Raw genomic sequence first — 12,363 nt, 5'->3', positions numbered from 1 at the left:
GGCGCAGGGCGGCGTGCGCCGCGCCGATGCGGATCGTGCGGGGGCGGCTCGCGCTGGCCGTCAAAGGATCGGCGCGAACAGCCGCGCGACGTGCATCGCGATGCGCCGCCAGGCGGGCGACTGCCGGTATTCGTCCGCATCGACCTCGTAGGCCTGCGCGAAGTCGGCATCGAGCATCGCCTCCACTTCGTGGGCGAACGCGCGGTCGACGGTCATGACCATGACCTCGAAATTGAGGCGGAACGAGCGGTTGTCGAGATTCGCGCTGCCGATCGCCGCCGCGATGCGGTCGATCAGCACGACTTTCTGGTGCAGGAAGCCGGGCCGGTAGCGGAACACCTTCACGCCGGCATCGACGAGGTCGCGCGCGTAGAGCTTCGACGCCTCGAACACGACGTAGTGATCGCGCCGGCTCGGGATCAGGATGCGCACGTCGACGCCGCGCATCACGGCGAGCTTCAGCGCGGAAACCACGGCTTCGTCCGGAACCAGGTACGGGGTGGTGATCCAGACCCGCTCGCGGGCGGCATTGATCGATTCGACGAAGAACAGCGAGCCGGTTTCCTGCTTGTCGGCCGGCCCCATCGGCACCGCGAGGCAGTGCATGCCGTCGCCGGGCTGCGCGGGCGGCGGCAGCGCGATGGGCGGCAGCTTCTGCGTCGCCCAGTGCCAGTCTTCGGCGAACACGTACTGGATGCTCGCCACCACGGGGCCGCGTATCTCGATGTGGGTGTCGCGCCATGGCGACAGGCGCGGCTTCGCGCCGAGATATTCGACGCCGACGTTGTGGCCGCCGACGAACGCGCGATTGCCGTCGACGACGACGATCTTGCGATGGTTGCGGAAGTTCAGCTGGAAGCGGTTGACGAATTTCCGGTTGGTCGCGAACGGATGGACCTCGACGCCGCCCCGGCGCAATGCGTCGACGTAGCTGTGCGGCAGGTCGAAGCTGCCGATGCTGTCGTACAGCAGGCAGCAGCGCACGCCGGCCGCCGCGCGCGCAAGCAGCGCATCGCGCATCATCCGGCCGAGCGCATCGTCGCGCACGATGAAGAACTGGACGAGCACGTAGTCGCGCGCGGCGTCGATCGCCGACAGGATGGCGGAGAACGTCGCGTCGCCGTTCACGAGCGTGCGCACCGAATTGCCGCCGAGGAACGGCATGCCGCCGAGCCGCGTGAGCGCGAGTACGGCAGCCTGGCCGAGTGCGTCGGCGGCGGGCCCGTCGGTCGCGTCGGTGGTGCGCCACGGCGAGCGCGGTGTGTGCGTGCGCAACATTTCCAGCTCGTGGCGCCGGGCGTCGACGTAGCCGGAGAATTTGCTGCGGCCGAGGAACAGGTACGGGACGAGCGTCAGGTACGGCATGGCCGTGAGCGAGACGGCCCACGCGATCGCGCCTTGCGACGTGCGCGTGTTCATGATTGCGTGGCACGCCGCGACGATCCCGAGCACGTGGACGGTCAGGATCAGGGTGCCGAGATGTAGCCAGTCGAGGGTCATGGGCGCGTAAAGGACTCCCGAGCGGACTCCCGAGGGGATTCCGCAGGTCGTGCGGCCGGGCGGCCGCCTACGCGCATCTTACCCAACCGTGCAGCGCAGTGGTGCGCCGCACGGCGGGTGGGCCGGGAACGCTCAGGCCTTGCGCGGCAGGTCCGACGCCTGGATCAGGAACACGGCGTCGTCGCCCGCGCTGGTGGGCAGCCACGTGAGCTCGAGGCCGCCGAATGCCGCTTCGACGTGCTCGCGCTCGTTGCCGATCTCGACGACGAGCACGCCGTCGTCATGCAGCCAGCGGTGCGCTTCGGCGACGATACGTCGCACGATGTCCATCCCGTCGTCGCCGCCGGCGAGCGCCATCTCCGGCTCGTGCCGGTATTCGGGCGGCAGCGCGGCCATCGACGCGGCGTTCACGTACGGCGGGTTCGTCAGGATCACGTCGTAGCGCGAGTCGGGGTCGGTGCGGAACGCGGGCAACGGTGCGTACAGGTCGCCGCGGTGCAGCCCGATGCGGTCTTCGAGGCCGTAGTCGCGCACGTTGATTGCCGCGACTTCGAGCGCCTTGTCCGACAGGTCGACCGCGTCGATCTCGGCGTTCGGGAACGCGCTCGCCGCGAGGATCGCGAGGCAGCCGGAGCCGGTGCACAGTTCGAGCACCGCGCCGACCTGCTCGGGGTCGGCGACATACGGTTGCAGTCCGTCGTCGAGCAGTTCACCGATGAACGAGCGCGGCACGATCACGCGTTCGTCGACATAGAAGCGGTGGCCGTGCATCCACGCTTCATGCGTGAGGTACGCGGCCGGCACGCGGTCGGTCGCGCGTCGTTCGATCACCGCGAGCACGGCCGCGATTTCGTCGGGCAACAGGCGCGCGTCGAGGAACGGCTCGAGCGTGTCGAGCGGCAAATCGAGCGTATGCAGCACGAGGTAGGCCGCTTCGTCGTACGCGTTGTCGGAACCGTGGCCGAACGCGAGCTTCGCTTTCGAGAAGCGCGTGACCGCGTAGCGCAGCAGATCGCGGACTGTGGCAAAAGGTGTCGTCATGCGAGGCTCCGTCAGGCGATCAGTTGTTCGAGCACGCGTCGGTACACGTTCTTCAGCGGGTCGACGAAGCGCACCTCGATGTGCTCGTCGATCTTGTGGATGCTGCCGTTCGGCGGGCCGAATTCGATCACCTGCGGGCAGATGCGCGCGATGAAGCGGCCGTCCGACGTACCGCCCGTCGTCGACAGCTCGGTCGTGATGCCGGTTTCGGTGCGGATCGCGTGTTCCAGCGCGCCCGACAGTTCGCCGCGCGGCGTGAGGAACGGCAGGCCGCTCACCGACCACTTCAGCGTGTATTCGAGGCCGTGCTTGTCGAGGATCGCGTGCACGCGGGCCTGCAGGCCTTCGACGGTGCTCGCGGTCGAGAAGCGGAAGTTGAACAGCAGGTCGGCGTGGCCGGGGATCACGTTGGTCGCGCCGGTGCCGGCGTGCAGGTTCGACACCTGCCAGGTGGTCGGCGGGAAGTATTCGTTGCCGGCGTCCCATTGCTCGGCGGCGAGCTCGGCGAGCGCCGGCGCGAGCAGGTGGATCGGGTTCTTCGCGAGGTGCGGATACGCGATGTGGCCCTGCACGCCCTTGACGACCAGTTCGCCGGACATCGACCCGCGGCGGCCGTTCTTGACGACGTCGCCGAGCTCGGTGGTCGACGTCGGCTCGCCGACGATGCAGTAGTCGAGGCGTTCGCCGCGTGCCTGCAGCAGTTCGACGACCTTCACGGTGCCGTCGGTGGCCGGGCCTTCCTCGTCGCTCGTGATCAGGAACGCGATCGCGCCGCGATGGTCGGGATGGGCCGCGACGAATTCCTCGGACGCGACGACGAACGCCGCGAGCGACGTCTTCATGTCGGCCGCGCCGCGGCCGTACAGCTTGCCGTCGCGATGGGCGGGGATGAACGGCGGCGAGGTCCACTGTTCGAGCGGGCCGGTCGGCACGACGTCGGTGTGGCCCGCGAACGCGAGCAGCTTGCCGTCGCGGCCATCGGTGCCGCGCTTGACGGCCCACAGGTTGGTCACGCCGTGCGACGCGATGGTCTCGCATTCGAAGCCGAGCGCGGCGAGGCGCTCGGTCATGATCTGCTGGCAGTGCTGGTCGTCGGGCGTCACGGACGCGCGGGCGATCAGCTGTTCGGTAAGGGCTAGGGTGGCGGACATGGTTCGGACCACTTTCGATAAAAAATGCCGGCGCGGTGGCCGGCAGCGACAGGGCGGCGCCCGTGGGCGCAGCGCGGGCAACCCTATGCGGCAAACAGCGCCGCGTATTGATCGGCCACGAAGCCGAGCGATTTCACGCGGCCGTTGACGACGAGCACGGGGCGCTTGATGACCGACGGCTTGTGGATCATCAGTGCGACCGCGCCGGTCTTCGTTTCGGCAGCCGCCTTCATCGCGTCGTCCAGGCCGCGCCACGTGGTGCCGCGCTTGTTCACGAGCGCGTCGAGCGACACGTCCTTCAGCCAGTCTTCGATCAGCGGCGCGCTGACGCCGAGCTTCTTGAAATCGTGGAACTCGAATTCGACGCCGTGATCGTCGAGCCACACGCGGGCCTTCTTCACGGTGTCGCAGTTCGGAATGCCGTAGACGACCACGGTGTGCGGCTTCGCCATCAGTCGCCTCGCAGCAGCTCGTTCAGGCCGACCTTCGCACGCGTCTTCGCGTCGACCTTCTTGACGATCACCGCGCAGTACAGGCTGTGCGAGCCGTCCTTCGACGGCAGGTTGCCGGCGACGACGACCGAGCCGGCCGGGATGCGGCCGTAGCTGACTTCGCCCGTCTCGCGATCGTAGATCTTCGTGCTCTGGCCGAGGTACACGCCCATCGAGATCACCGAGTTTTCCTCGACGATCACGCCTTCGACGACTTCCGAGCGCGCGCCGATGAAGCAGTTGTCCTCGATGATGACCGGGTTCGCCTGCAGCGGCTCGAGCACGCCGCCGATGCCGACGCCGCCCGACAGGTGCACGTTCTTGCCGATCTGCGCGCACGAACCGACCGTGGCCCACGTGTCGACCATCGTGCCTTCGTCGACGTACGCGCCGATGTTGGTGTACGACGGCATCAGCACGACGTTCTTCGCGATGAACGAGCCGCGGCGCGCGATGGCCGGCGGGACGACGCGGAAGCCGCCCGCGGCGAAGTCTTCGGCCGTGTAGTTCGCGAACTTCGACGGCACCTTGTCGTAGAACTGCGAGTAGCCGCCGGCCGGCATCGGCGCGTTGTCCTCCAGGCGGAACGACAGCAGCACGGCCTTCTTCAGCCACTGGTGGACCGTCCAGTTGCCGTCGATTTTCTCGGCGACGCGCAGTGCACCCTTGTCGAGTTGCTCGATCGCGTGAGCGACGGCTTCGCGGACGTCGGCGGGCGCGGCCTTCGGCGACAGCTCGGCGCGGTTTTCCCAGGCGGTATCGATGATTTGCTGAAGTTGTTGCGACATGTTCGTTTTCGCAGGAGATGGATGGGATTGATCGGGATGGACGTCTTACCGCGCGAGAGCGCGGCAGAAATCGACGATGCGTTGCGCGCCCTCGACGCATTCGGGGGTGCCCGCGACGAGCGCGATCCGGATGAAATCGCGGCCCGGGTTCGTGCCGTGCGCATCGCGCGCCAGGTACGAGCCGGGCAGAACCGTCACATTATAGTCGGCGTACAGGCGGCGGGCGAACTCGGTGTCCGACAGGCCGGTGCGCGACACGTTGGCCCACAGGTAGAACGCGGCGTCGGGCAGCTTCACGTCGATCACGTCGGCGAGCATCGGTGTGACCGTATTGAATTTCTGCAGGTACAGCGCGCGGTTCTCGCGCACGTGCGCCTCGTCGTTCCACGCGGCGATGCTCGCGTGCTGCCAGACCGGCGACAGCGCGGCGCCGTGGTACGTGCGGTACAGCAGGAATTGCTTCAGCAGCGCGGCGTCGCCGGCGACGAAGCCCGAGCGCATGCCCGGCACGTTCGAGCGCTTCGACAGGCTCGACAGCATCACGAGCCGCTCGAAGCCGCGGCCGAGGCGGTGCGCGGCCTCGAGGCCGCCGAGCGGCGGCGCCGCTTCATCGAAATAGATTTCCGAATAGCACTCGTCGGACGCGATCACGAAACCGTGGCGGTCGGACAGCGCGAACAGCTCGCGCCAGTCGTCGAGCGTCAGCACGGCGCCCGTCGGGTTGCCGGGCGAGCACACGTACAGCAGCTGCGTGCGCGCCCAGACTTCATCGGGCACGGCCGCGTAGTCGCACGCGAAGTTGCGGGCCGGGTCGCTGTTCGCGAAATAGGGTTCGGCGCCGGCCAGCAGCGCCGCGCCTTCGTAAATTTGATAGAAAGGATTCGGACAGAGTACGATCGCCTTCTTGCCGTCCGCGGCCGGGCGCGCGTCGATCACCGTCTGCGCGAGCGAGAACAGCGCCTCGCGGGAGCCCGACACCGGCAGCACCTGCGTGGCCGGATCGACCGCCGGCAGCCCGTAGCGGCGCTCGAGCCAGTGCGCGATCGACGTGCGCAGCGCGTCCGAGCCGGCGGTGGCCGGGTACGACGCGAGGCCGTCGAGCGCGGCCACCACGGCGTCGCGGATCAGCGCCGGCGTCGCGTGTTTGGGCTCGCCGATGCCGAAGCTGATCGGTTTGAGGTCGCCGGAAGGCGTCACGTCCTTGAACAGGGCGCGCAGCTTTTCGAAGGGATAGGGCTGGAGCGAGTCGAGTCGAGGGTTCACGGGCGAAGCGGCCATCGCGGCCGGTTGGAGCGAAAGAAGCGGCGGGCGCGCCGCGCGGCTGCGAACGGGCGCGTCGGGCGCGCGGGTCGCAGCGGACGATTATAGCGTGACGGAATGCGGTCACGGCCTGCCGGAACGGCGGCCGGGCCGGTCGAATAAAGGGTATCGAACCAAATGAACAACGCGGTACGCGGCAGTCTGCCGACGCTGGCCATCCTGATCGGCGCGTCGGTATGGGGCCTGATCTGGTATCCGCTGCGGATCCTCGCGTCGCTCGGCGTGACGGGCACGCTGGCGAGCGCGCTGACGAGCCTCGTCGCGTTCCTGTTCGTGATCGTCGCGCGCCACCGCACGATCGCGACGCTGCGCTGGCACTGGGTGCTGCCGGGCATCGCGGTGACGGCCGGCGTGACGAACCTGGGGTTCGTATGGGGCACGATCCACGGCGAGGTGCTGCGGGTGATGCTGCTGTTCTACCTGACCCCGGCCTGGACCGCGATCTACGCGCACTTCCTGCTGCGCGAACGGCTGACCTGGGCCGGCGCGGGGCTGGCGGCGCTGTCGATCGGCGGCGCGATGCTGATGCTGTGGTCGCCGAAGCTCGGCTTGCCGCTGCCGGCCAACCCGGCCGAATGGGCCGGTCTCGCCGCCGGGCTGAGCTTCGCGATGAGCAACGTGCTCGTGATCAAGGCGAGCCGCGAGCTGCCCGAGATGCGCGCGGAAATGCGCACCGCGACGCTGTTCGGCGGCGCGGCGGTGTTCGGCGCGATCGCGTCGCTGTTCGAAGGGCTGCCGGCCGTGCCGGCGAGCGGCCAGCTCGGCGTGGCCGCGCTGATCATCGCCGCGATCGGCGTGACGATGGCGTCGAACAACCTGCTCGTCCAGTACGGCCTCGCGCGCGTGCCGGCGAACCGCGCGTCGATCATCATGCTGTTCGAGATCGTGATCACCGCGCTGTCGGCGTGGGTGTTCGCGAACGAGTTGCCGACCGCGCGCGAGTGGGCGGGCGGCGCGTGCATCGTGCTGGCGACGCTGCTGTCGAGCCGGGTCCATCGTGCCGCGCCGGCACCGGGCAAACCCGGCGACGGTCGGGACGGCGCACGCGCGATGGTATGATGGAAGCCGTTTGCGGGGCCAACGCGGGATGCGCGCGGCCCCGTTTTTGAATTCCGGGGCGCGTGGCGCGCAGGGGCTCTCCGGCCCCGCGCCGTGCGGCCCCGTCCGTTTCACACCTTCTTCACATCCGATACCGCCGTGCGTCTGAGCTCGATCAAACTCGCTGGCTTCAAATCCTTCGTCGATCCCACGCATTTCCAGGTTCCGGGCCAGCTCGTCGGCGTGGTCGGCCCGAACGGATGCGGCAAGTCCAACATCATCGATGCCGTGCGCTGGGTGCTCGGCGAGTCGCGCGCGTCCGAGCTGCGCGGCGAATCGATGCAGGACGTGATCTTCAACGGTTCGACCGCCCGCAAGCCCGGCAGCCGGGCCAGCGTCGAACTGATCTTCGACAACTCCGACGGCCGCGCGGCCGGGCAGTGGGGCCAGTACGGCGAGATCGCCGTCAAGCGCGTGCTGACGCGCGACGGCACGTCGAGCTACTACATCAACAACCTGCCGGCGCGCCGTCGCGACATCCAGGACATCTTCCTCGGCACCGGCCTCGGCCCGCGTGCGTACGCGATCATCGGGCAGGGCATGATCGCGCGGATCATCGAGGCGAAGCCCGAAGAGCTGCGCGTGTTCCTCGAGGAGGCCGCCGGCGTGTCGAAGTACAAGGAACGCCGCCGCGAAACGGAGAACCGCCTGCACGACACGCGCGAGAACCTGACGCGCGTCGAGGACATCGTGCGCGAACTCGGCGCGAACCTCGAGAAGCTCGAGGCGCAGGCGGTGGTCGCGACCAAGTACAAGGAACTCGTCGCCGACGGCGAGGAGAAGCAGCGCCTCTTGTGGCTGCTGCGCAAGAACGAGGCGGCCGGCGAGCAGCAGAAGCAGCAGCGCGCGATCGAACAGGCGCAGATCGACCTCGAGGCGCAGACGGCGAAGCTGCGCGAAGTCGAGGCGCAGCTCGAGACGCTGCGCGTCGCGCATTACTCGGCGAGCGACGCGATGCAGGGCGCGCAGGGTGCGCTCTACGAGGCGAATGCCGAGGTGAGCCGCCTCGAAGCCGAGATCAAGTTCATCGTCGAATCGCGCAACCGCGTGCAGGCGCAGATCGCCGCCCTCAACGCGCAGCGCGAGCAGTGGCGCGCGCAGGCCGAGAAGTCGCAGGACGAGCTCGAGGAAGCCGAAGAGGCGCGCGCGATGGCCGACGAAAAGGCCGCGCTCGCCGAGGACAACGCGGCCGCGAAGCACGATGCGCTGCCGGCGCTCGAAGCGAAGTGGCGCGACGCGCAGGCGCAGCTCAACGACGAGCGCGCGCGGATCGCGCAGACCGAGCAGTCGCTGAAGCTCGAAGCCGCGCATCAGCGCAACGCCGACCAGCAGCTCCAGCAGCTTCAGCAGCGCCACGAGCGCCTGAAGAGCGAAGCGGGCGGGCTCGACGCGCCGGACGAGACGCAACTCGAAGAGCTGCGCATGCAGCTGGCCGAACAGGAAGAGATCCTCGCGGAAGCCCAGGCGCGCCTGGCGGACGCGCAGGAAACGGTGCCGCGTCTCGACGGTGAACGCCGCGCCGCGCAGGAGCGCGTGCAGGCTGAAGCCGCGCAGATCCACCAGCTCGAAGCGCGCCTCGCCGCGCTGAAGCAACTGCAGGAGAACGTGCAGACCGAAGGCAAGGTGCAGCCGTGGCTCGACAAGCACGAGCTCGGCGCGCTGCCGCGTCTGTGGAAGAAGCTGCACGTCGAGGCCGGCTGGGAAGCGGCGCTCGAGGCCGTGCTGCGCGAGCGTCTCGCCGCGCTCGAAGTATCGAATCTCGACTGGGTGAAGGCCTTCGCGAGCGATGCGCCGCCCGCGAAGCTCGCGTTCTACGCGCCGCCCGCGGCCGGTGAGCCGCCTGCCGCGGTGGCCGGGCTGCGGCCGGTGCTGTCGCTCGTGCGCATCGACGACGCGGGCATCCGCGCGGTGCTGAACGACTGGCTCGGCAACGTCTATGTCGCCGACGACGTCGCGCAGGCGCTCGCGACGCGCACGCAGCTGCCGGCAGGCGGCGCGTTCGTCGTCAAGGCCGGCCATATCGTCACGCGTGTCGGCGTGCAGCTGTACGCCGCCGATTCGGAGCAGGCCGGGATGCTGGCCCGCCAGCAGGAAATCGAGAACCTGGCGCGCCAGGTGCGGGCGCAGGCGCTGCTCGCCGACGAGGCGCGCACGGCCGCCGTGCGGGCGGAAGCCGCGCACACGCAGGCCACGCAGGCGCTCGGCGACGTCCGGGCCCAGGCCGAACGGGCGACGCAGCGCGTGCATGCGCTGCAGATGGACGTGCTGAAGCTCGCGCAGGCGCATGAACGCTATACGCAGCGCAGCACGCAGATCCGCGAGGAGCTCGAGGAAATCGGCGCGCAGATCGAAGAGCAGCGTGCGCTGCGCGCGGAGTCGGAAGCGAATTTCGAGCGCTTCGACGGCGAGCTCGCCGAACTGCAGGCGCGTTTCGAGGACAACCAGCTCGCGTTCGAGTCGCTCGACGAATCGCTGACGCAGGCGCGTCAGGAAGCGCGCGACCTGGAGCGCGGCGCGAACGACGCGCGCTTCGCCGCCCGCAATGCGGTGACCCGGATCGACGAGCTCAAGCGCACGATCCAGGTGGCGCACGAACAGAGCGAGCGCGTCGCCGCGTCGCTGGAAGACGCGCGCGCCGAACTCGAGACGATCAACGAGCAGACCGCGCACACCGGCCTGCAGGACGCGCTCGAGATTCGCGCGGTGAAGGAAGAGGCGCTGCAGGCCGCGCGGATCGAGCTCGACGACCTGACCGCGAAGCTGCGCGCGTCGGACGAGCAGCGGCTCGTCGCCGAGCGTTCGCTGCAGCCGCTGCGCGACCGCATCACCGAGCTGCAACTGAAGGAGCAGGCCGCGCGTCTGTCCGTCGAGCAGTTCGCCGAGCAGCTCGCGACCGCCGAGGTCGACGAGGCCGCGCTGGCCGCGAAGCTCACGCCGGATCTGAAGCCGTCGTACCTGCAGGGCGAAGTCACGCGCCTGAACAACGCGATCAACGCGCTCGGCCCGGTGAACATGGCCGCGCTCGACGAGCTGAAGGCCGCGAGCGAGCGCAAGGTGTTCCTCGACGCGCAATCGGCCGACCTGATCGACGCGATCACGACGCTCGAGGATGCGATCCACAAGATCGACCAGGAAACCCGCACGCTGCTGCAGGGTACCTTCGACGAGGTCAATCGTCATTTCAGCGACCTGTTCCCGCGCCTGTTCGGCGGCGGCCAGGCGAAGCTGATCATGACGGGCGACGAGATCCTCGATGCCGGCGTGCAGGTGATGGCGCAGCCGCCCGGCAAGAAGAACGCGACGATTCACCTGCTGTCGGGCGGCGAAAAGGCGCTGACCGCGACCGCGCTGGTGTTCGCGATGTTCCAGCTGAACCCGGCGCCGTTCTGTCTGCTCGACGAGGTCGACGCGCCGCTCGACGACGCGAACACCGAGCGTTTCGCGAATCTCGTGCGCGCGATGTCCGACAAGACGCAGTTCCTGTTCATCTCGCACAACAAGATCGCGATGGAAATGGCGCAGCAACTGATCGGCGTGACGATGCAGGAACAGGGCGTGTCGCGGATCGTTGCGGTGGACATGGAAACCGCCGCGGGTTTTGCCCAGAATTGACGTTTGACGAAACCGGACCGCGTTCGCGCGGCGCATGGGCGCCCGTTCGCGGTCCCGACGAAAAAGAATTGCTGATGGAGCGTGCATGGACGAGTTGACACTCGGTTTGATCGGCGCGGGCGCCGTCGTGGTGGGCGGCGTCGTGGTCTACAACGCATGGCAGGGCGCGAAAGTGCGGCGCAGGATGCCGCGCCCGATGCCGGAAGAAGCGGCCGAGGCGATGAACCGCCCCGAGCGCGACGAAGAGTTGCCGTTCATCGAGCCGGTGCGTCAGCCGGTGCGCCGCGAGCCCGCGGCGCCGGTCGCGGCGGCGACGGCGGCGGCCGAAACCGCGCGCGTCGAGCCGACGTTCGGCGGGGCCGCGCCGGCCGATACGCCGGCCGACCTGCAGGCCGAGGCGACGGGCGTCGACACGTCGGCCGAATCGAGCGAACCGGCTGCCGGCGAAGAGGCCGTGCCCGCCGCCACGCATGACGCGGCGGCCGAACCGGCCGAGCCGACCGAACCGGTGATGCCGGCCGCGACGACGGTCTCGTCGGCGCCGCCCGCGATCGTCGATCGCCGGATCGACTGCATCGTGCCGATCCGCCTCACCGGCCCGCTGCCGGGCGACAAGATCCTGCCGGTCGCGCAGCGGCTGCGCCGGGCGGGCAGCAAGCCCGTGCACATCGAAGGCAAGCCGGAAGGCGGCCAGTGGGAGCTGCTGCAGAACGGCGTGCGCTACGAAGAGCTGCGCGCGGCCGCGCAGCTTGCGAACCGCAGCGGCGCACTGAACGAGCTCGAATTCTCCGAATTCGTGACGGGCGTCCAGCAGTTCGCCGACGCGATCGACGGCGCGCCGGAATTCCCGGACATGATGGAAACGGTCGCGATGGCGCGCGAGCTCGACGCGTTTGCCGCGCAGTGCGACGCGCAACTGTCGATCAACGTGATGTCGGACGGTGCGCCGTGGTCCGCGAACTACGTGCAGGCGGTCGCGTCGCAGGACGGGCTGCTGCTGTCGCGCGACGGCACGCGCTTCGTGAAGCTCGACGCGAAGCAGAACCCGGTGTTCATGCTGCAGTTCGGCGATACGAACTTCCTGCGCGACGACCTGACGTACAAGGGCGGCAACATGATCACGCTGGTGCTCGACGTGCCGGTGGCCGAAGAGGACATCCTGCCGTTCCGGCTGATGTGCGATTACGCGAAGTCGCTGTCCGAGCGGATCGGCGCACGCGTCGTCGACGACTCGCGCCGGCCACTGCCGGAGTCGACGCTGCTCGCGATCGAGCAGCAACTGATGAAGCTGTACGCGAAGCTCGAGGAAGCGGGCATCCCGGCCGGTTCGCCGGTCACGCGCCGCCTCTTCAGCCAGTAACG

At 68.8% G+C, this 12,363-nt stretch carries 9 protein-coding genes; 3 read left to right on the top strand and 6 right to left on the bottom strand.

The features are described 5' to 3' along the window. Positions 1 to 60 precede the first annotated feature (60 nt). From cls to dapC, 6 genes are all read right to left on the bottom strand, one after another. Positions 61 to 1,500: a cardiolipin synthase gene (cls, locus tag H0X91_RS03890; RefSeq protein WP_034201582.1), complete on the bottom strand. Its 1,440-nt coding sequence runs from the start codon at positions 1,498 to 1,500 to the stop codon at positions 61 to 63. A 132-nt stretch (positions 1,501 to 1,632) separates the two neighbouring features. Continuing rightward, entirely contained in the window at positions 1,633 to 2,541 is a 909-nt protein-coding gene (gene prmB, locus H0X91_RS03885; protein ID WP_006488226.1) for a 50S ribosomal protein L3 N(5)-glutamine methyltransferase, read from the bottom strand. Between the two features lie 11 nt (positions 2,542 to 2,552). Beyond that, positions 2,553 to 3,692: a succinyl-diaminopimelate desuccinylase gene (dapE, locus tag H0X91_RS03880; RefSeq protein WP_006493370.1), complete on the bottom strand. Its 1,140-nt coding sequence runs from the start codon at positions 3,690 to 3,692 to the stop codon at positions 2,553 to 2,555. 83 nt (positions 3,693 to 3,775) lie between these two features. Beyond that, positions 3,776 to 4,144, bottom strand: coding sequence for an ArsC family reductase (locus H0X91_RS03875; RefSeq protein ID WP_006478478.1), 369 nt, complete (start codon positions 4,142 to 4,144; stop codon positions 3,776 to 3,778). Then, positions 4,144 to 4,971, bottom strand: a complete 828-nt coding sequence (gene dapD, locus H0X91_RS03870) for a 2,3,4,5-tetrahydropyridine-2,6-dicarboxylate N-succinyltransferase (RefSeq protein WP_006478479.1) — start codon at positions 4,969 to 4,971, stop codon at positions 4,144 to 4,146. The genes H0X91_RS03875 and dapD overlap by 1 nt, the downstream gene beginning before the upstream one ends. A gap of 45 nt (positions 4,972 to 5,016) precedes the next feature. After that, entirely contained in the window at positions 5,017 to 6,249 is a 1,233-nt protein-coding gene (dapC, locus tag H0X91_RS03865) for a succinyldiaminopimelate transaminase (RefSeq protein ID WP_006488235.1), read from the bottom strand. 159 nt (positions 6,250 to 6,408) lie between these two features. Between dapC and H0X91_RS03860 the strand changes: the two genes are divergently transcribed. The 3 genes from H0X91_RS03860 to H0X91_RS03850 all read left to right on the top strand — a co-directional run bounded on the left by H0X91_RS03860 (position 6,409) and on the right by H0X91_RS03850 (position 12,361). Further along, positions 6,409 to 7,350 (top strand): DMT family transporter, encoded by a 942-nt coding sequence (locus tag H0X91_RS03860; RefSeq protein ID WP_006488241.1) that lies wholly within the window; start codon positions 6,409 to 6,411, stop codon positions 7,348 to 7,350. Positions 7,351 to 7,488: 138 nt separating this feature from the next. After that, a complete protein-coding gene (gene smc / locus H0X91_RS03855; protein WP_006488233.1) occupies positions 7,489 to 11,001 on the top strand; it encodes a chromosome segregation protein SMC in 3,513 nt (1,170 codons plus the stop codon). Between the two features lie 85 nt (positions 11,002 to 11,086). Beyond that, a complete protein-coding gene (locus H0X91_RS03850) occupies positions 11,087 to 12,361 on the top strand; it encodes a cell division protein ZipA C-terminal FtsZ-binding domain-containing protein (protein ID WP_006498677.1) in 1,275 nt (424 codons plus the stop codon). Positions 12,362 to 12,363 lie beyond the last annotated feature (2 nt).

Source organism: Burkholderia sp. 9777_1386, from assembly GCF_015712265.1.
Taxonomy (GTDB): Bacteria; Pseudomonadota; Gammaproteobacteria; order Burkholderiales; family Burkholderiaceae; genus Burkholderia; species Burkholderia cenocepacia.
The sequence above is the reverse complement of the archived record's forward strand: the minus strand, read 5'-3'. Positions and strand labels throughout refer to the sequence as shown.

Bases quoted from the DNA above. Each gene is read 5' to 3' on its own strand.
- dapC (WP_006488235.1), bottom strand. From the start codon at position 6,249: ATGGCCGCTTCGCCCGTGAACCCTCGACTCGACTCGCTCCAGCCCTAT.
- cls (WP_034201582.1), bottom strand. From the start codon at position 1,500: ATGACCCTCGACTGGCTACATCTCGGCACCCTGATCCTGACCGTCCAC.
- H0X91_RS03850 (WP_006498677.1), top strand. From the start codon at position 11,087: ATGGACGAGTTGACACTCGGTTTGATCGGCGCGGGCGCCGTCGTGGTG.
- dapD (WP_006478479.1), bottom strand. From the start codon at position 4,971: ATGTCGCAACAACTTCAGCAAATCATCGATACCGCCTGGGAAAACCGC.
- H0X91_RS03875 (WP_006478478.1), bottom strand. From the start codon at position 4,144: ATGGCGAAGCCGCACACCGTGGTCGTCTACGGCATTCCGAACTGCGAC.
- dapE (WP_006493370.1), bottom strand. From the start codon at position 3,692: ATGTCCGCCACCCTAGCCCTTACCGAACAGCTGATCGCCCGCGCGTCC.
- prmB (WP_006488226.1), bottom strand. From the start codon at position 2,541: ATGACGACACCTTTTGCCACAGTCCGCGATCTGCTGCGCTACGCGGTC.
- H0X91_RS03860 (WP_006488241.1), top strand. From the start codon at position 6,409: ATGAACAACGCGGTACGCGGCAGTCTGCCGACGCTGGCCATCCTGATC.